The sequence below is a fragment of the Amycolatopsis sp. NBC_01286 genome (assembly GCF_035982555.1).
In the GTDB taxonomy this organism is placed as follows: domain Bacteria; phylum Actinomycetota; class Actinomycetes; order Mycobacteriales; family Pseudonocardiaceae; genus Amycolatopsis.
This window is the reverse complement of record NZ_CP108428.1, coordinates 5543867-5562623: the sequence shown is the minus strand read 5'-3', so window position 1 is coordinate 5562623 and position 18757 is coordinate 5543867. Positions and strand designations below refer to the sequence as shown.

The following is an 18757-nucleotide window of genomic DNA, read 5'->3' as shown; positions in this document are numbered from 1 at the left end:
TCACGTGATTCTGCCTGCCGGCCGCCGTCGTTTCTAGGTCCCGATGCTCTCCACGACCGCCTCGGCGACGGCCTTCATCGTGGTCCGGCGGTCCATCGCGGTGCGCTGGATCCACCGGAAGGCATCCGGCTCGGTCAAGCCCTGCCGGCTCATCAGCAGGCCCTTGGCGCGGTCGATGACCTTCCGCGTCTCGAGCCGGTCGGTGAGGCCGGCGACCTCCGCTTCGAGGGCCTGCAGCTCGGAGAACCGGCTGACGGCGAGCTCGATGGCCGGCACGAGGTCACGCTTCGCGAACGGCTTGACGAGGTAGGCCATGGTGCCCGCGTCCCGCGCCCGTTCGACGAGGTCACGCTGGCTGAAGGCGGTCAGGATCACGACGGGCGCGATCCGATCGCCGGTGATCTTCGACGCGGCCTCGATGCCGTCGAGCTTGGGCATCTTGACGTCGAGGATCACGAGGTCGGGCTTGAGATCGGTGGCCAGCGCGATGGCCTGTTCGCCATCCCCTGCCTCACCGACGACCTCGTAACCCTCTTCACGCAGCATTTCGACGAGGTCCAGCCGGATGAGCGCCTCGTCCTCCGCAACGAGCACCCGACGCTGCGGCACGGTGGCGGCACCGTTGGCCTCGGTAGCCTGATCGGTCACCGGGGTCCTCCTGAAGACTCGGCGGAACGTTCGGTTTCGCGGCGTTCCGCGAAGCCTGAAGCCTACCGGGAACGATCCAGTTGAAGAGATGGCGTTCACCACGTAGTGGCCAGCGCGACACCCCGCCCCCGACCACGCCCCGCGTGCGGTGATCCCGTAGAGTCACCATGCCAAGCCCCCGTAGCCCAACTGGCAGAGGCAACGGATTCAAAACCCGTCCAGTGTGAGTTCGAATCTCACCGGGGGCACTCGCAAAACGCCTGGTCAGACCCGGTCTCAAAGGTCCACTCTGGTCACTCTGAAGATCGAATCCCCGAACCGCCCCCGAACCGGTCGGATTCGGGGGTGAGGCAGCCGTCAGGCCAGCGCCTCCGTATTCCGCACGTGCCCAGTCGCATAGGTACCGTTAGTGGCGACGCCCACACGCGGAAAGGCGGCCGACATGGCACCGAAGAAGCCCGCTCCGCTGCCGTCAGAGATCGGCCAGCGGGTTCGGATGATCCGGCGTAGGCGCGGCCTGTCGCTGGACGTAGCGGCCGGGTTCGCCGGGATCAGCAAGCCGTACCTCTCTCAACTCGAAACCGGCAAGCGGCATTTCGAGCGCCGGGGGTTGCTGGAGAACCTTGCCGACGCTCTCGGTTGCTCGGTATCAGACCTCACTGGCCAGCCTTATCTACCGGCGGACCGGGACAGCGCCGACGCGCTGGCCACGCTGCCCGCTATCTCTGTGGCGTTGTATGACGCGACACTTGACGACGTTCCCGACTTGCCCGCGCGCCCGGTTCACGAATTGGCCGAGCTAGCCGCGAAAGCCAACGAATACACCGCCAACAATTTGTATTCCATGGCCGGCCATGAGCTGGGCGAACTCCTCGTTGAGCTACATATAGCATCCGTCACTGGTGAATCCGATTCACGCCGAAAGGCGCTGGCTGCGCTCGCCGAAGCGTGCTTCGTCGCGTCCGGCGTCGCTCGGAACTTAGGCAACCTTGACTTGGCCGTGCTCGCGGCCCGACGTGCGGAGGATGCCGCCAGCCGGGCCGAAGATCCAGCGCTACGCGCCTTCGCCGCCATGACGAGCACCAGCGCCCTAAGCCGTCTCGGCGCACGGCGACGCGCCCAGCAAGTAGCGGCAGGCGGGCTGGATGGGATCGAGGAGTACGCGGACCCGTCCGCCCCGGAGACCTCCAGCGCCCAGGCAGCCGGAATGCTGCACCTCTCCTCCGCCCAGATGGCCGCGAAAGATCAGCGCTCCGACGAAGCCTTAAGCCACCTCGAAATGGCAAGCGAACTGGCCGATCGAACTGGCGAACAGAACCAATTATGGTTCAGCTTTGGTCCGGCGAACGTGCGCGCCTGGTCTCTTTCGGTCGCCGTCGAATTGGAGCGCGGTCCGCAGGCGGCCGAAGACCTCGAACAGATTCCCGGCCACCTCGACGGGCTGGACACCGCCGACCGCCGCGCGGCCTTGCACTTCGACTTCGCCCGTGCCTATGCGCAGGCCGAAGGCGACCGAGATAACGCGGCTCTCCGCCATCTCGACACAGCGGACCGGATCGCTCCCCAACGCATCCGGCACGACCCCGTAGCGCGCGCCCTGCTGGAGACTCTGGAGGGCCGCGCACGACGCAAGGCATGGGAACTGGGGAGCCTCCGGCACCGGTTCGGGATGGCGCCCAGCGCCTAGCGAGCGGACAGGGTTAGCACTCTGCAAACCCTGCCACGCCGGGTTGACGGTTGACTGCTCTGCGTGATCGAACTTGCGAGCGCAGAGCGATGAAGGGCGAAGTCGACTACTGGCTGGAGAAGCTCCGGCAGGAGCGGTGGATCTTGCACCTTGGCGGGCGGGACAGTCTGCGGCCGGAGTGGATGGCGGCACACTTCGCGTGGCAGGACTGCGCCGACGTCGCGATCATCCGGGACGAACAGTCCGCCGTCGCCTACCGCACTCCCGCCGACTACCGGACGGACGTGCTCGCACCGGAGTGCGTGACGTGGGTGTACGGCGACGACAAGTCGGCCGCGTGGGTCCTGCGCGCCGTGTTATCCCTGCCGCGCCCCGGTTCGCCTGCGGAGCCCCGGAACCTCATCCCCGCGCCCCCGGCTTGCCGCATCCCGCTCGATGGCCGCACCCCGGTCAGCATCCGGCCACTTCGGCCGAACTAGCCCGGCACAGCGTCCCGCACGTTGTGTCGTCCGGCCCGGAACCTTCCGCCGACCCCCGATCGGTTGAAGTGTCCGGGCCGGTTCCATGCTTGACGAAAGTCGCTATAGGGCCATATATTGGGGTTCATAGTCAAGCAAGGGAGATGTCATGACTCCGGACGTTTTGTTCCTCAAGACCTGCGCCGATGCGCTTGACGCGGCTAGCGCCGTGTTCCGTCAGCGTGCTGTAGCTCTAAGCCAAGATAAGGGGTCAGGGGCACCGACGACCACCCCCGAAGAAGCTGTCATCCGCGCTCGCGCTCTCCACCCGTCCCTCGGGCCAACACAAGCAACGCTTGTTGAGCACATGGCTTCGTACTACCCGGAGTGGACGAACATGGGCGTGTTGGCGCGCAACATGAATCGCGAACAGCCCAATGTGCACCTGACGCTTAAAGCGTTGATCGCCCAGGGTGTCGTGGAGAAGGACTCGAACGCGAGCCCTCAACTCTACCGGCTCTCGTCCGCACTCTTTAAGGCCGAAGGCGATGCCGCATAAGCCAGCGTCGGCGGGTCCACTGGCTGACCTCGAACAGGCGTGCGACGATGAGCCCGGCGGGGAGGGCAGGGAGTGTGAGGAGTCGATGAAGCTGTGACTGACGAGTTCGAGCCGATCAAACGATCGGCGCACCCAGAGCCACACGCCAGAGGCGCCAATGGCTCGGCGCAGGTGAGCTTTACGCTCAGCGCGTGGCCAGATAGCGACTGGATTCAGTCGTTCAATCGGGCAGACAAGGCACAGCAAGGCATCCGCCGATCGATCGATGTGCGATTGAATGTGAAGCGCGCCGGACACCCAGGCACGATCTCGGATCCAACAGTCTGGTTCAACATCGAGTCTGATGATGATCTTGAGGGTGCCGTTGCCGAGGTAGACGCAATCGTCGAGCGCGCCAACCAGATCTACATCGAGACCATCATTCCTGAGCGGCAGGCGCAAAAGACGGCCGAGGACCAGGAAAAGCGCGCTGAGCAAGAGCGACAGGCGTCGCTGACGGAGCGCGCGAAGCGGCTTGCTCCGCCGTCCTAGACGGCCCGTAGACGCGAGAACGCCCGACCCCGGTCTAAACTCGGTGGGGTCGGGCGTTTCGTCGCGGGACAGCGGCAGCTAGGCAGGCTTCCGGCGCGACCGAAACGCGACGACGTTGCTTGCTGCCTCTGGTTCGGGCGTCGGCTGGGCAGGCGTCGGCGCGGCCAGCTTGTTGATCTCGCTGCGCTCGTCCTTCGGGATTCTGGATCGTGACGAGCAAGTCCTGCTCGCCCGGCGCGAGGGCACCGGATACGCCGACGGCCAATGGAACCTGCCGTCCGGCAAGCTGGAAGCCGACGAGGACATGGTCGCGGCCATCATCCGCGAAGCCCGCGAAGAAATCGACGTCGAACTGGATCGCGACGACCTCGAGATGGTCACCACCGTCCACTACCGCAACCCCGAAGGTCAGGCTCGGGTCGGTTTCTTCTTTCGCGCTCGGCGCTGGCGAGGAGAGCCGCGCAACGCCGAGCCGCACAAGTGCTCACAAATCGCCTGGTTCCCGAAGGACTCGCTCCCCGAGAACACCGTGCCGTACACCCACGCCGGCGTGGAACTCTACCGTCGCGACGAGCGGTTCGGCCTGCAGGGCTGGCCGCATCCGGCCGTGCCGGCCCTAGCAGGACACTGAATCCTCGCCGCTCACCGCTCATGAAATCGCTGCGGACCGTCCAGACCCAGAGCTCACCACCATCGGAGCCCGAGGCCGAAGCCGTCACGCTGGAGCCCTTCGGCTGCGACATGCCCGGAGCCTGTTACTCGATCAGTGCCGGCAGGCAGTGGCTCCGTGGCAGGAGATCATGGCTTGCAGCGTGTCGTGCAGCTGCTTCGCCGTGTCCGGCGGCAGCTGGGCCGCGGTGTTGTGCAGTTCCTGCGAATCCGTGCCGCGATCGTAGTACTCCTTGGTGCCGTCGGTGTATTCGACGTAGGTGTAGGTGGCGCTGCGGATCGCCTCGTAGGTACTCGGGTTGCCGCTGTTCTTCTTCGGCTTGTCCGGGTCGGTCTTGTCGAAGTCCGGACCGTGGTGCTCGACCAGCCCGACCGTGCGCCACGCCCCCGGCGTCGCCCCGGTCAGCAGCGGCACCAAGCTCTCGCCGTCCACCTGCGCCGGCGTCGGAGCACCGGCCAGTGCCTCGAACGTCGGCCGCAGGTCGATGTTCTCCACGGGCTGGTTCACCGTGACGCCGGCGGGGATACCGGGTCCGGCGACCACCAGCGGCACGTGCACGTCGGTGTCGAACGCCGTCTGCTTGCCGGGGGTCAGCCGGTACTCCCCCATGTGATAGCCGTTGTCCGAGGTGAACACGATGTCCGTGCTGCCGCGCACGCCGGCCTTGTCCAGCGCGTCCTGGACCGTGCCGATCATCTTGTCCACCGACTGCACGGCCTGCGCGCGCTTGCGGAACGCCTTGTCGATGGCCTTCTTTTCCTTGTCCGTCAACGGTGTGCGGGACGCGAGCCACGGCGGCGCCGACGACGGCAGGGTGTCGAACGCCGGCCCGCGCGGCGCGGTGAGGCCGGGAAAGGCGTCGGCGTCGCGCGGCGCCGGCGTGTAAGGGCCGTGCGGGGCGAACGTGGCGAGCTCGATCGCGAACGGCGTGTGCGCGGCAGCCGTATCGGTGACGAACTGCGCGGCTTTGCCCGCCATCACGTCGACCAGGTAGTCCTCGGGCGCCTTGCCGTAGTGCTTGATCGTTCCGTTTTCGTTGAGGTCGTAGTTGAACTCGCCGTAACCGTTGCCGGCGACGTCCCACTCGTTCCAGCCCGGCGGCACCCCGTTGGTCTTGGGGTCGTAGCCGTTGAGGTACTTACCCATCATCGCGGTGCGGTACCCGGCCTGCTGCAACGTCGTCGCATAAGTCGACTTGTCGTCGCCGCGGCCGTGGAACGCTCCGTAGCCGCCGTCTATGCCGCCGTTGGTGAACACGCCGGTGTCGTGCGGCAGCATCCCGGTGAACAGCGACGACCGCGACGGGCAGCACAGCGAATCAGTGACCGTGTAGTTGGCGAAACTGGTGCCATTGCGGGCCATGTCCTGCACGTGCGGCAGATATTGCAGCAGGTTCATCGACAGGTCGTCGGTGAGCACGAGGACGATGTTCGGCCTGCTGCCCGCCGCCCCGGAAACGACGGCGGGCCGAGAACTGTCGGTGGTGCAGGCCGCGGCGGTCGAGGCCAGCGCCACGACCAGCGCAAAGGTCAGAAGCAGACGAGCACGGTAAGACATGCCTGCACGCTAGGGCCGCGACCACAGAGCCCGATCAGTGTTGTGTTCGGGTTCGGTAAAGGCGGCCGTCAGCGTGGGTCGATCAGCTCGAGGACGCCGTCGGCCGTGCCGGTGACGAACAGCCGCCCCGTCGACGAATCCACACCGACCGTGTTCGGCTGCCGGACCGTCGGCAGCCGCACGACCTCCGTCGGCGTACCGGAGGAGAGGTCGATGCCGACCACCTCGTTGCGCGCGGTCAGCGTCACCCACATCCGGTCGCGCACCGGGTCGTAGGCGATCCCGTACGGCGTCCCCGGCAGCGCCAGCTTCCCGATCTGCTCGAGCCGCGGCGTGAGCCGGTAGAGCAGGACGGCGTTGCCGCGGGTGTCGGCCACGGCGAGGTGCCCGCGCTTGTCGGCGAGCACGTGCGTGGGCCCCGCCCCGGCGGGCACGCGCCCGACCTGCCGCAACGCCCCCGCGTCGTAGACGGTGAGGTCGTTCTGCCGGACGTCGACCAGCCCGACGAGGTCGCCGACCGCGGCGAGCCCGGCGGGCTGGGTGACGTCGGAAAAGGTGTGCACGACGTGCCCGTCGCGGACGACGACGACGCTCTTGCCCAGCTCATTGGCCACGAAGTACGAGCCGTTGGCGGCCCGGGTGGCGTCGTGCGGGACCACCCCGGTCACCACGGTCGTGGTCACCTCACCACCGGGCAGGGCGATGGTCAGCAGCGAGTTCGACGTCTCGTCGGGCACCAGCACCGGCCCACCGGGCCCGGCCAGCTGCAGGTGCCGCAGCCAGCCGGGCAGCGGCACCCGTTTCACCACCTGCCCGGTCCGCGCGTCGACGAGGGCGAGCGCGTTCGGCTCGCGGACACCGACCGCGACCAAGTGGGTGCGCGCGTCGGCCACGACACCTTCGGGGGACGCGCCGATCGGCAGCACCTGGCCGGCCGGGGGCCGGGCCACCCCGGGAGCGGCGGCGGGCTCGGCCGCGGGCGGCAGCTCGGCGGGCTTGTCCGCGACCGGACTCGAGCAGCCGGCGAGGAGGACGACAGCCAGGCACCACGGAACGAGACGCACCGAAACCTCTTTCCTACGAAGAAAGCCCACGTTAGGCACCCGAGCGGCACCGAGCGGCCGCCGCAGCGTTCGGTAAGCGCGCCGTAAGATCGCCCGATCCGTCAGGACGGTCGTGGCTCTTCGGCGGTGCGCACGAATCGAGCGAACTGCCGCCGGCGGCCACGGTGGGTTTCCACCAGCCGCAGGCCGGCGGGAGCGGCGAGCGATCCCAGCGCGTCGAGGCCGAGCACTGACCACGGGAACCAGCCGCCGGGCGAACCGTCGTGATCGCCCAGACGCGCCTGGCCTTGCCAGTGCCCGCTCCAGGACGCGGTTGGTTCAACCAGGACTTGCCCACCGGCACGGACCAGCGTCCGCGCCCGGCGAAGGAGCCGCAGTGGGTCACCTCCGATGCCGAGGTTGCCATCGGCCAGCAAGGCCGTGGCCCATTCGCCTTCCCTGGGCAGTGTGGTGAACAGATCGGCCTGCACCACGGGCGCTCCGCGATCGCGAGTGTGCCGGACCGCGAGCGCCGAAACGTCCACGCCGAGTACTGGGAGGCCGCGTTCGACCAGAGCGGCGACGAGCCGGCCCGGCCCGCAGCCGAGGTCCACAGTGGTGCCCCAGCACCGATCGAGCAGCCAACGGTCACCACGACAGGCCGAACGCGACCAGCGTCCAGCACTCAGCCGCACTGTCCTGCCGTCGTCCAGCTCCAAGAACGTCTTATCACCGCGCAAGGCGGGATCGAAGGACTCCTCGTGCGTGCAGCCGGCCTGGCGCACCGGCGTGTTCACGACACCTCCCGCACGGCCGCGGCGAACCTTGACGCCGGCACGGGATCGGCCACGGCGAACGCGTCGGCGATCGTGTCCACATCGGACAGAATCGGCGCGTCGGAAATACGAAGGCCGCTGTCTTGCAACGCCTTCCGCGTCCGCGTTCCGGTGTCCACTTGCGACATCGGTACCGGTTCGACCGCCGTGGCCGCGACCGGATCGTGCAGGCCCAGGATCCACCACCCGCCATCCAGGGCGCGCCCCAGCAGAGCGTCCACATCGGGTCCGAGCAATGTGCGACGACACCGGTCGACCAGCACCGAGGTTTCGCCTCGCTGCCGGATCAGCGGCAGACCGTTCGCTGCGGACTGCAGCTCGTCGGCGGACTCGCCGTCCGCGAAGTCACCGGTGATCGCCACGACCGGCTGCGCGCTTTCGGCAGCCTGCACGGCCTCCAGCGCGTCGAGGAGGGAGGCCGCCGCGATCCGCACGGCCTGCCGGGGCGTCGCCGGCGGGCACAACCTGGTCTTCACCCGTCCAGGGCACGGCGCTTTCGCGAGGACCAGCAGCACCACATCCGGCATTGTCACGTCCACATCCTGGTCATAGTCGTCATTCGATGCCGCTGCGACCGCAGCTTGCACCTGGGCACAAATGGGTATTCCGTGCATCCGGATAATCGGCATTTTCGCGTGCGGGAAAGTCGGGTATTCGCGTACGCACTCTAGGCCACCGCGAATGACATAGTTCTTACCGTCTCGTGACGGAATGGATCAGTCTCGGACGGATGCGCCGCCGGCGACCTTAGGTTCTCCACGATGAGCGAGGAGAATCCGCGGGCCGTGCTGACGCCCGGCGCGGTGTGGATCGGCGCGTCGGCGGACGGCCTCTTCGCCGGGGTCACCGCGACCGGCATCGCGCTCCTGGCTCTCGCGGCGGCCGGGTTCGCGAACGGCAGGCGGCACGCGGCGCCTGCCGCAGCGTGCGGGGTGCTGCTGCTCGGATTCGGCGTCTTCTTGTCCTACGGGCTGGTGTTGCTCGGGCTCGTGGCACTCGCCGTGTTGGTCTCGGGCAGGCGCTGGCAAGTGGCCGCGGTAGTTGTTCCGGCCGCGCTGCTCGTGGTCGCGGTCTTCGCCTTCGCCGGCTTCTGGTGACTCGACGGGTACCACCTCGTGGTCGAGCGCTACTAGCAGGGCATCGCCCATCTGCGGCCGTACTCGTACTGGGTGTGGGCGGACGTCGCGGCCTTCCTGATCGCGTGCGGTCCGGCCGTCGTCGCCGGGATCCGCCGCACCGCCGCGGTCACCGTCCACACGGGACCGAAGCGCGCCCTGCTGAACGACCAGCTGGTCCTGATCGTGCTCGCCGCCGTCGTGGTGGTCGTGTTCGCCGACGTCTCGGGGCTGTACAAGGCCGAAGCGGAACGGATCTGGCTGCCGTTCGGGGTGTGACTGCTCCCCGCGACAGCCCTGCCCACCGGTTTCTCGCCGATGGTGGCTCGCCGCTCAAGCAGTCACTGCGCTGCTGGTCAACCACCTGATCCTGACGAACTGGTAGCCGGCCCGTCCCATCGTGCGACCCTGTGATGGCGGGCCGCGACCCGCCATCACAGTTGTTCCGTCCGCAGCGGAATCTTCTTCTGCTCAGCAGTACACTTTGCCGCACACGGGAATGATCGTGGCGTATGCGGTCAGGGTCTCGGCTGCCGAGCCCTGGGTCAGGGTCACGGACACGGGGATGAAGTCGTCACCGGACAGGTTTCGATCCGGCAACCCGCCGTGGTGCCATTTGGCACTATTGTGGCAGTTCGAGCTGTAGGAGCCGGCCGGGCCGGGAGGGATCTGGCAGCCGAACGTCTCACCGCCCAGTGCTGACGCCGGGCCTGCCGCGAGAACGCTGAAGCCGGCCGCGGCCGCGAGGGCGGTGGCCGCGGTCAGCGCCCTCCGCGCGACGCGGTTTCGCTGTCCGGTCCGGTTGTGTGGGCTGAGTCATCGGAAACCTCCATAGAGAGCAGGGATGGGCAAGGATTCGGACGTCAGATGCCTGGAATCGGCAGGACCGCCATGACGGGACACAACGAAACGAACTGTGCGGCGTTGAGATCGACGTGGTCGTTGCGGGGGCCGTTGCCGAAGCTGATCAGGTTCCCGTCGTGGGCCTGCTGCTCGGCCTCGGTGATGCTGCGCAGCTGGGTGCGTGCGCCCGAGGTGATCGCGGCGTCGGTCCACACGCCGGGGGTGACGTCCCAGACCGGGCTGTAGAACGGGCTCGAGTCGTCGCCGGGCGGGGCCGGGTCCTCCTGGATGATGTTGAGGGGCGCGCCTTCGCCGGCCAGCGCGGAGTTCAGGCCCTGCCGTTGCGGGTTGCCAATCCCGGTGGGACCGTTGACGATCGGGACGATCGCCTCCCGCGCCGAGGTGGCGGGGTCGTCGCTCGCCAGTCCCGGCGCGGCGTTCAGGTTGGGTGCGTAGGTGCTCGACTCGATGGCGGCGAGGAGAGGATCCGACGCTTCGGTGCGGATGTAGAGGACCGGGTGGTCGTCGTAGAAGCCGCCGAAGAGGCTCAGGGTCACCCGGAGCGTGACCTTGTTGATGGATACCACGCTGTCGTTCTGGCCCGAGGAGTTGGCGACCTGGGGCATGTTGACCACGACGCCGTCGCCGTCCGTCGTGAGTGGACTGTAGCCGGGGTCGCCGACGGCTCCCGGTGTGGCCGACGTGGGCGGGAAGTAGGTCGGCGCGGCTCCGGGCGTGACGGCGCGGGTGGGGCTGAAGTCGACGGTGCCGCTGAACCGCACCCGGCCGAGACGATCGGTACCGGTGGACTGGACGGCCGGCGTGCCCAGGGCGTTGGCCAGTTTCGGGGAGAAGTTGACGCCGCGGTCGACCGCGTCGGCCGCGCTGGAGGTTTCGGTGACGATGTAGTAGACGAGCCGGCCGTCCGGGCCGGTGCCGACGTGCAGCGGCAACGTGACGGTCTGCGCGGTGGACGGCGGCAGGCCAGCGTGGCCGTCGAAGGAGATGGCGCTGGGCAGGACTTCGCTCTCGGACGGTTCGAGGGCCGACGCCGGGCCGGCCGACAGGACGATCCCGCCGCCGACCAGCGACACCAACGCGGCTGTGCGGACCAGCCGGGACAAGGGTTCACGCATTTCGTGCTCCTGGGTTCGCAGGGCTCGGCGCGTCAGGCGACGGCGACGATGGGACAGTTGGAGATGAACGGGCCGGACCGCAGTCCGTTGAGCCCGGCGTTGGCCGGACCGGTGCCGGCGCTGGTGATCCAGCCGTGCGCGAACGCGCCCGCGACCTGGCTCGCGCTGGTCAGCAGGACACGCCGGCCGGAGTCGATGGCGGCCTGGGTCCAGTTCAGCGGAGTGACGTCCCAGACCGGGCTGTAGCGGCCGTTGCCCTGGCCGGGGATCTCCTGGTTGATGTTGTCCGGGTCGCCTTCGCCGCGCAGCGCGGAGTTCAGGCCCTGCCGGTTCGGGTCGCCGGTGCCGACCGCGCCGTTGACGACCGGGATGATCGCCGAACGCGCCGAGGTGTCCGGGTCGTTGGAGCCCGGGGCGGGTGCCGCGTCGAGGTTCGGGGCGTAGGTGGATCCTTCGGCCGCGGCGACGACCGGCGATGAGGCGTCGAGGTGCAGGTAGAGCGTGCGGTGGCCGTTCCAGAAGCCGAAGAACGACCGCAAGGTGACCTGGTGGCGGGCGTAGTCGATGGACATCACCGAGTCGTGCACGCCGCTGGCGTCGGCGATCTGGCTGGCGTTGAGGACGGTGCCGTTGCCGGTGGTGATCAGCGGACTGTAGGTACCGTCCCCGTTTGCGCCGGGGGTGTAGCTGCCGCCGGCGAACTCGTTGCCGGCCGGCCCGGGTGTGACGGCTCTGGTGGGGGCGAAGTCGACGATCCCCGGGAACTGCACCACGCCGTTCGCGACGGAGACGGTCTGCACTGCCGCCGTACCGAGTGCGTGCGCCAGCTTGGGTGCGTAGTCGACGCCGCGGGCGGCGGCGTCGGCCTGGTTCGAGTCGTCGGTGACGACGTAGTACACCGGCTGTCCGTTGTGGCTGCCCTGCAGCAGCGGCAGCGTCACGGTCTCGTTGCCGGGGTTCACGGCGATCGCGCTGACGATGTCGGTGGTGAAGCCGTCCGATCCGCCGCCTCCCGGCCCGCCGCTCGCCTCGGCCCCGCCGGTCACGGTCAGCCCGGTCGCGGCGGCCGTCAGCAGTGCCGCGGCGAGCACCCGCCGGCGGTTTCCGGGCAAAGGGATCTTCTTCATCATGACCTCCGGATAAGAGAAAACGATCCGTTGCGCCTCCCTAGTGGCCCCGCTTCGCGTGGCATTACAGCCGGCGGGCCCGTCCGGCTGCGGCCGTAAGAACTCTTACCGGGAAATAACCGCCCGGCCCGGCGTCCACCAATCCGGGTCCCGGCCGCGTTGGCCTCCCTGTGGTAGTGGAACAGGTCGACGAAGAACGGTTGCTGATTCGGCGATTGCGCTCTGGTGATGAACTCGCCTTCACCGAATTGGTGCGACGGTGGACCCCCGCGATGCTGCGGCTGGCCGTCACCCACGTCCCCAGCCGCCAAGTGGCCGAGGAGGTGGTGCAGGACACCTGGCTGGCGGTGCTCACCGGGCTCGACCGGTTCGAAGGCCGGTCGAGCCTGCGCACCTGGGTGTTCCACATCCTGGTGCGCACGGCGTGGCACGCCGGGAAACGGGAACGCCGGGCGTTGCCGTTCACCGAGGTGTGGCGCGAAGATCACGCGCCGTCCGTCGACCCGGCCCGGTTCCACCCGGCACGGACCGCCGGGAGCGCTCGTGGCTGGATCTGCCCGCTCCCGCGGTGGGATCTGCTCCCCGGCGAGCGGCTGCAGGCGGCCGACCTGCGAGCCGTGATCGACTCGGCGATCGCCACGCTGCCCCGCCGTCAGCAGCAGGTGATCACCGCGCGGGACGTGCTGGGCTGCGACGCCGACGAGGTGTGCGACCTGCTCGCGATCACCGCCAACCACCAGCGCGTCCTCCTGCACCGGGCGCGATCCACCGTGCGCGCCGCGATCGAAGGGCACCTGGCCGCGGAAACCGAAGGGACGATCTCGTGAACCGCGCCGACGCCGTGACCTGCCGCCGGCTCGTGGGCCTGCTCACCGCCTACCTCGACGAAGCGCTGAGCCCGCGACAGCATCGCCGGGTGCGCGAGCACCTCGCGCTGTGCGAGAACTGCGCGGCCTACCTTGCCCAGCTGCGCGCCACCATCGCCCTCACCGAGCGCCGGCACGCCGTCCGGCCGGGCGCGCCGGAGTCGCTGCCGGCCGGGCTGCTGGACACCGTGCTGGACGCCTTGCACCGACGATGAAGCTCCGGTGCCGCAAACTCTTACGCCGTGATGACGGCGAGCCCGCGGAAACGTTTTCGGGGCGGCGCTGCCGATAGGGTGATCGATGATGATTTCCGGCGATGCGACCCCGCACCGCCGCGGGAACGAACTCCATTCATGAACGGTCGCGGAATTGAGTGTCGGCACGCGGCCGTAACCGGGAAGGTCCGGAATGAGCGACACACCCTTGCGCGAGCACGCGCTGCTGTCCGACTGCGGCACGGCCGCACTGGTCACCAGCGGCGGGTCGGTGGACTGGCTGTGCCTCCCGCGGTTCGACAGCGCACCGGTGCTCGCGCGGCTGCTCGACGACACCGCGGGACACTTCCTGATCGCACCGGCCGCCGGCGGCTCGGCGACCCGGTGGGCCTACCGGCCGTCCGGGCTCGTGCTCGACACGACCTGGGAGACGCCCGGGGGAACCCTGGTCGTGACCGACGCGCTGGCGCTGGGCAAACACGCCCACGGGCACCAGCTCGGGCACGACTCGCCCGGGGTCCTGCTCAGGCTCGCCCGCTGCGTCCGCGGAACGGTCCGGGTGCGGATCGAGTTCGCCCCACGCCCGGAGTTCGGGCTGATCCACCCCCGGCTCGCCACCACGTCACACGGCGTCGTCGCCCACGGCGGCGCGACGGTGACCGTACTGAGCACCCGGCTGCCCATGGACTGCGTGACGCCCACCGCGACGGCGACGTTCACGCTGAACGAAGGCGAAGACCTGGCGTTCGCTCTGACGCAAGCCGGCGCCTGGGATCCGGAGCCGGCGCCGTGGAGTGCCCGCGAGGTGCGCCGAGCTCTCGCCGCCACCGAGTCGGCCTGGCGGAGCTGGTCGGACCTGCACCAGCGCTACGACGGTCCGCACCGCGAACTGGTGCACCGCAGCGGCGTCGTCCTGCAGGGCCTGACCCACGCGCGGACGGGAGCGCTGGTGGCCGCGCCGACGACCAGCCTTCCCGAAGGGATCGGCACCGGCCGCACCTGGGACTACCGCTACACGTGGGTGCGCGACGCGAGCATGACGTTGCAGGGCTTGTGGATCGCCGCCTGCCCGCACGAAGCCGGCCGGTTCTTCGACTTCCTGGCGACGGCCGCGTCCACCCAGCTCGACCGCGGGCTGGACCTGCAGATCATGTTCGGCATCGGCGGCGAGCTCGACCTGTCCGAGCGCGAGCTGCCCCACCTGTCCGGCTGGCGGGGCAGCAGTCCGGTGCGGGTCGGCAACGACGCCTGGCGCCAACGGCAGCTCGACGTCTACGGGGCCCTGCTGGACGCGGCGCACACCCTGCGCGAACAGCTGGGCGACCTGGACGCGGCGACCCGCGGCTTCCTCGTGGCCGCCGTGCGGACCGCAGCCGCCAGCTGGACCGACGACGACCAGGGCATCTGGGAGATCCGCGGCCCGGCGCGACCCTATCTGCACAGCAAGCTCATGTGCTGGGTCGCGCTCGATCGGGGCCTGGCGATGCGCGAACTCCTGCACCTGGACGAGGACACCGTGGCCGCGTGGTCGGCCGTCCGCGGCGAGATCCGGGAAGAGATCCTCACCAAGGGCTGGAACGACGAGGTCGGCGCGTTCACCCAGTTCTTCGGCTCCGGCGCCCTCGACGCCTCCGCGCTGCTGCTGGCCACGACCGGGTTCCTCGCCCCCGATGACGCCCGGCTGCTCGCCACGATCGACGTCGTGGAGCGCGAGCTGACCGACCGGTCCGGCCTGCTCTACCGCTACCGCGGGCACGACGGGATCGGCGGCGCCGAAGGCACCTTCGTGCTGTGCACGTTCTGGCTGGCCCACGCGCTGGCCGTCACCGGCCGGACCGACCGGGCCCGCGCCGTCCTCGACCGCGCCACCCAGTGCGCGACCGAGCTCGGGCTGTTCGCCGAGCAGGTCGACGGCGAGACCGGCGACCTGCTCGGCAATTTCCCGCAGGCCTTCAGCCATCTCGGGCTGGTCACCGCGGCCCAGGCCCTGGCCGACGCCGAGGAACGGGCGGCTACGGGCACGCCCGGGTGAGCCGGCCGCGGCCTGTCAGGTCCGGCTCGCCGAGCGGACGACCACGGCCCGCACACCTCGCGCGAGCGCGATCCCGCCGAGGATGGCGGCCACGACGACCCACGACGCCACGTTGAGCTGCGCCACGCCCGAGAGCCCGTGACCCAGGTTGCAGCCACCGGCGACCCAGCCACCCGCACCGAGCAGGAAACCGCCGGCGACCAGCCGGACGTAGCGGACAGGACGTTCCCCACGGACGTGGAACTCCCCGCTGACCCGCGCGGCGACCGCGGCGCCCACGACGATGCCCAGCAGGAACGCCGTCAGCCACCAGTTCGGCGCACCGGCGGCAAAACCGGCCACCGCACCGACCGTGCTGGGACCGAAACCCGCGCCACCGACACCGGCCAGCACCCAGCCCGCGATCGTCACCGCGCCGAGCGCCACACCGGCGACCGGCCAGTCCCACTGCCCCGGCCGCGGACGCTCCGCGGCGCGCCACCGCCACAGGACCACACCCACGACCGCCAGGAACACGACCGCGAACGCCAGCCGAGGGACGCCGAGCAAGGCGGGGAACGTGGCTCCGGCTCCCACCGGCAGGACAGTCGGCCCGGGAAGCACCACCTGCCGGGCGGCGAGCTCACCGGCCGCCCAGCCGCCGAGCCCGGCGAGGCAGCCGAGCATGCCCGACCCGAGCTTGAAGAACAGCCCCGAGACGCACGTCCCGGCCACGGCCATCCCGACGCCGATCACCACACCACCCACCACATCGGCGACCGGCGCGAACGGGAGGCCCCGGTTCAGGCCGTCGCCGAGCGGGGTCAGGAACAGCACCGACAGGCCCACGGAGCTGATCGCCACACCCAGGAGCCAGCCGCGACCCAGCAGGAACCGTCTCTCGAGAACGCCGGAGAACGTGGCGCGGAAACACAGCTGAGCGCGTTGCAGCACGTAACCCATCCCGACGCCGGCGACGCCGCCGGTGACCAGGGCGATCGTGGTCACGCGCGGTCGCCTCCTCCGTCGTGCTCAGGGTGTCCGCTGGTGGTTCGGGGCTCGGCCAGCCCCAGATCGGTCGCCATCCGGGTGATCGCGTCGTCGACCAGGGCATCCCGGTGCTCGGTGGGAGCATCTGGCCCGTTCAGCTGGACGTGCCACACCAGATGGCCGTCAGCCGCGCGCCGGGACGCGCTGATCAGGGCTCGGACGTCGCCCGTCAGGTCCACGGCCTGCGTACTGATCAGGCTGGCGGCGATCTGCGTCCGCGCCAGATCGGCCAGCCGCGACGTCTCGGCCGGCTCCAGCGTCACACGTCCGATCTCCCCACCGGGGAAACCTTCGACGACCAGCAGGTTCCGGACCGCTTCTTCGTACACAGTGGACAGTTCCTCCCAGCCGGCCCGGGCCCAGTGGCCGTCGACGTCGCGGTAGTAGAGCGCGTCGGCCGTGCCGACGGCGTCCGGCTCCGACCCGGGTACCGCGGACACGACAAGCACACGTTCGCCGTCCCGGACGCGGTCGCGGGCCAGGGCGAGGCTGCGACGGTCCGGTGCGTGGGCGACGCGGACCCGGATTGCGTACACGAGCCCGCTGGTCGCGAACATGACGCCGACCAGCACCAGCCACCGGGCGAGGAACGGCTCCTGCGTCAGGCCGGTGGCCGCGGCGTAGGTTTCGCTGCCCTGGCGGATGATGCCGGGGAAGAACAGGACGAACGTGAGCGCCGTGGCGAGCACCGGGATCCGGATGTGGTTCACCGGCGGCACCCGCGCCGGCGCCTTCCCTGCCCGCAGCACACCCGCCAGCGACAGGTCGGCGAGAGCGTAGACGGGGAACAGGATCAGGTCGTGCCCGATCACCGCGCCCACGAACCACGCGAGCATGACCAGGGCCAGCGGGTCGTCGAGAACCCTGGTGACGGCGTAGCCCGCGACCGCGAAACAGCCGAGCAGGGCGACCAGGTGCCACGGGCTCGCACCGTAGAACGCCTTGGCCGCTCTGGTCATCGCGCGCACGTCACACCGCCCGGAATTCGATCGAGCCGACCCATTTCGTGCAGTGGACGCCCGGGAGCGCGGGCACGATGATGCGGGCCGGGAAGCCGTGGTCAGGGCTCAGATCAGCGCCGTTGACCCGCAGCGCGAGCAGCGCGTCAGGGTCGAGGACCTGGTTGCCCTGCAGGGTGGCCCGGTTGAACGCGCCGAACCGCTCGACCGAGCGGACCACGGCCGTCACCGGCGCAGGGACGCCGGCGAGGGCGGCCAGGTCCCGCAGCGGCACCCCGGACCAGGTCTGGGTACTGGACCAGCCCTCGACGCACGCAAGCGGAAGTTCCGCGGTGCGCTGGGGCAAGGCGGCCAGCGAGGCCCGGTCGACCTGGACGGGCCGTGGCCCGCCCAGCAGCGACAGGCGCCACCCCGGCCCGGTCTGCGCGACGGTGATGGCCGCGGCTTTCGCCGTGCGGTTGATCTGGAAGTCGGTGGGGCCGCTGCCGTAGGAGCGGCCACGCGGCAGCAGGAACGCGGCCCAGCGGGTGAACCCGCCGACCGTCTGGCCTGCGGTCAGGACCGCGACGAACGCCGACCCGCCCGCCACGAGACCGAGCGCGCCCCGCCGGCTCAGCGTCGGCTTGCGCGGCGCGGTGGCGACCAAGCCGCTCTCGTCGGGCGGCTCGGGCCGCGTGTCCGCCCGCGACGTCCGCAGCTCCGCGCGCAGGGAACGCGACCGCAGCGCGCGCACCATCTTGGGCAGCTTGAGCGTCACGTGCACCACGAAGGCGGCGGTGAACACCCAGGCGCCGTAGTAGTGCGCGGTATAGAAGCTGAACCCGAACAGGTAGTCGTACTGGATGTTCAGCACCCCGGTGGCGATCTCGAACAGGATGCCGCCGACCAGCAGCAGCAACGACAAGCGCTCGACGATCTCCGCGATCGACCGCGCAGGCGGCCAGCTGAACAGCTTCGGCACCACCGACCACAGCTTGGCGACGACGACCGGGATCACGACGAGACCCAGGCCGACGTGCAGGCCCTGGGTGAGCCGGAACAGCCAGGACGGGCGGGTCGGCCAGTCGAAGTACGGCAGGTGCAGCCAGCCGACGTTGCCGGGGAAGGCTTGGCCGAACTGGGGACCGTAGGCGATGAAGTCCAGCAGGCCGGTGATGATCACCAGCGGCAGCGCGGCCAGGAGAACAGCACCGAACACCGACGTCAGCCACGGCCCGCGCAGGGGACTGCGCCAGGCTTTGGTGGCACCGAGCCCTGGTGGGCGACGCCGTTCCACGGCCCGCCACAGCTTGCGGGGAAAGCCGTAGCGCGGCTCCTCGCCGATGGGAACTGTGTGCGTGTCCTCCGGCTTTCGTTCGTGTAGCGAACCGTCACCTGCCATCAGGCGACACTAACGCCGCCCCGGCACCCGGGACGTGGTCGGCGTTCACCGGTAAGAAAGCCGCA

18 protein-coding genes, 1 tRNA gene and 1 pseudogene are annotated in these 18757 nt (G+C 69.6%); 10 read left to right on the top strand and 10 right to left on the bottom strand.

Going from position 1 to position 18757, the window contains the following annotated elements; all coding sequences use genetic code 11:
• Nucleotides 1–33: 33 nt before the first annotated feature.
• Nucleotides 34–648 carry an ANTAR domain-containing response regulator gene (locus OG570_RS26795; protein WP_247054229.1) on the bottom strand — a complete coding sequence of 205 codons (615 nt, stop codon included), beginning with the start codon at nucleotides 646–648 and terminating at the stop codon, nucleotides 34–36.
• Nucleotides 649–822: 174 nt separating this feature from the next.
• On the opposite strand from OG570_RS26795, the gene OG570_RS26790 reads away from it, so the two are divergent.
• The 6 genes from OG570_RS26790 to OG570_RS26765 all read left to right on the top strand — a co-directional run bounded on the left by OG570_RS26790 (nucleotide 823) and on the right by OG570_RS26765 (nucleotide 4514).
• Nucleotides 823–896 (top strand) — tRNA-Leu (locus OG570_RS26790).
• Between the two features lie 194 nt (nucleotides 897–1090).
• A complete protein-coding gene (locus OG570_RS26785; RefSeq protein ID WP_326951261.1) occupies nucleotides 1091–2335 on the top strand; it encodes a helix-turn-helix domain-containing protein in 1245 nt (414 codons plus the stop codon).
• Between the two features lie 89 nt (nucleotides 2336–2424).
• Nucleotides 2425–2814, top strand: a complete 390-nt coding sequence (locus OG570_RS26780; protein ID WP_326951995.1) for a hypothetical protein — start codon at nucleotides 2425–2427, stop codon at nucleotides 2812–2814.
• Between the two features lie 148 nt (nucleotides 2815–2962).
• Nucleotides 2963–3352, top strand: a complete 390-nt coding sequence (locus OG570_RS26775; RefSeq protein WP_326951994.1) for a hypothetical protein — start codon at nucleotides 2963–2965, stop codon at nucleotides 3350–3352.
• Between the two features lie 93 nt (nucleotides 3353–3445).
• A complete protein-coding gene (locus tag OG570_RS26770) occupies nucleotides 3446–3883 on the top strand; it encodes a hypothetical protein (protein ID WP_326951264.1) in 438 nt (145 codons plus the stop codon).
• A 115-nt stretch (nucleotides 3884–3998) separates the two neighbouring features.
• Nucleotides 3999–4514: an NUDIX hydrolase gene (locus tag OG570_RS26765; protein ID WP_326951993.1), complete on the top strand. Its 516-nt coding sequence runs from the start codon at nucleotides 3999–4001 to the stop codon at nucleotides 4512–4514.
• 132 nt (nucleotides 4515–4646) lie between these two features.
• On the opposite strand, the gene OG570_RS26760 is transcribed toward OG570_RS26765, so the two are convergent.
• The 4 genes from OG570_RS26760 to OG570_RS26745 form a co-directional block, all read right to left on the bottom strand.
• Nucleotides 4647–6110 carry a sulfatase family protein gene (locus OG570_RS26760; protein WP_326951992.1) on the bottom strand — a complete coding sequence of 488 codons (1464 nt, stop codon included), beginning with the start codon at nucleotides 6108–6110 and terminating at the stop codon, nucleotides 4647–4649.
• 68 nt (nucleotides 6111–6178) lie between these two features.
• Nucleotides 6179–7174: a YncE family protein gene (locus OG570_RS26755; protein WP_326951991.1), complete on the bottom strand. Its 996-nt coding sequence runs from the start codon at nucleotides 7172–7174 to the stop codon at nucleotides 6179–6181.
• Between the two features lie 101 nt (nucleotides 7175–7275).
• Nucleotides 7276–7950, bottom strand: a complete 675-nt coding sequence (locus OG570_RS26750; RefSeq protein WP_326951990.1) for a class I SAM-dependent methyltransferase — start codon at nucleotides 7948–7950, stop codon at nucleotides 7276–7278.
• Nucleotides 7947–8516, bottom strand: coding sequence for a TIGR04282 family arsenosugar biosynthesis glycosyltransferase (locus OG570_RS26745; RefSeq protein WP_326960165.1), 570 nt, complete (start codon nucleotides 8514–8516; stop codon nucleotides 7947–7949). The genes OG570_RS26750 and OG570_RS26745 overlap by 4 nt, the downstream gene beginning before the upstream one ends.
• Before the next feature lie 249 nt (nucleotides 8517–8765).
• On the opposite strand from OG570_RS26745, the pseudogene OG570_RS26740 reads away from it, so the two are divergent.
• Nucleotides 8766–9489, top strand: a pseudogene (locus OG570_RS26740) (hypothetical protein); the annotation flags it as partial.
• A 478-nt stretch (nucleotides 9490–9967) separates the two neighbouring features.
• On the opposite strand, the gene OG570_RS26735 reads toward OG570_RS26740, so the two are convergent.
• Entirely contained in the window at nucleotides 9968–11083 is a 1116-nt protein-coding gene (locus OG570_RS26735) for a DUF7482 domain-containing protein (RefSeq protein WP_326951269.1), read from the bottom strand.
• Nucleotides 11084–11115: 32 nt separating this feature from the next.
• Entirely contained in the window at nucleotides 11116–12210 is a 1095-nt protein-coding gene (locus tag OG570_RS26730; protein ID WP_326951270.1) for a hypothetical protein, read from the bottom strand.
• 170 nt (nucleotides 12211–12380) lie between these two features.
• Here OG570_RS26730 and OG570_RS26725 point away from each other — a divergent pair, with 170 nt between their 5' ends.
• The 3 genes from OG570_RS26725 to OG570_RS26715 all read left to right on the top strand — a co-directional run bounded on the left by OG570_RS26725 (nucleotide 12381) and on the right by OG570_RS26715 (nucleotide 15323).
• Nucleotides 12381–13037 (top strand): RNA polymerase sigma factor, encoded by a 657-nt coding sequence (locus tag OG570_RS26725; protein WP_326951989.1) that lies wholly within the window; start codon nucleotides 12381–12383, stop codon nucleotides 13035–13037.
• On the top strand, nucleotides 13034–13291 hold the full coding sequence (locus OG570_RS26720; protein WP_326951272.1) for an anti-sigma factor family protein: 258 nt from the start codon (nucleotides 13034–13036) through the stop codon (nucleotides 13289–13291). Before OG570_RS26725 ends, OG570_RS26720 begins: the two co-directional genes overlap by 4 nt.
• Nucleotides 13292–13484: 193 nt before the next feature.
• Nucleotides 13485–15323: a glycoside hydrolase family 15 protein gene (locus OG570_RS26715; protein ID WP_326951988.1), complete on the top strand. Its 1839-nt coding sequence runs from the start codon at nucleotides 13485–13487 to the stop codon at nucleotides 15321–15323.
• A gap of 15 nt (nucleotides 15324–15338) precedes the next feature.
• Here the strand turns inward: OG570_RS26715 and OG570_RS26710 are convergent, their stop codons facing one another.
• The 3 genes from OG570_RS26710 to OG570_RS26700 are packed head-to-tail and all read right to left on the bottom strand — an operon-like array spanning nucleotide 15339 to nucleotide 18692.
• Complete coding sequence (locus tag OG570_RS26710) at nucleotides 15339–16310, bottom strand: YeeE/YedE thiosulfate transporter family protein (RefSeq protein ID WP_326951987.1); 972 nt, start codon at nucleotides 16308–16310, stop codon at nucleotides 15339–15341.
• Entirely contained in the window at nucleotides 16307–17311 is a 1005-nt protein-coding gene (locus tag OG570_RS26705; protein ID WP_326951276.1) for a hypothetical protein, read from the bottom strand. Before OG570_RS26705 ends, OG570_RS26710 begins: the two co-directional genes overlap by 4 nt.
• Nucleotides 17312–17321: 10 nt before the next feature.
• Nucleotides 17322–18692 carry a molybdopterin-dependent oxidoreductase gene (locus OG570_RS26700; protein ID WP_326951986.1) on the bottom strand — a complete coding sequence of 457 codons (1371 nt, stop codon included), beginning with the start codon at nucleotides 18690–18692 and terminating at the stop codon, nucleotides 17322–17324.
• Nucleotides 18693–18757: the final 65 nt, after the last annotated feature.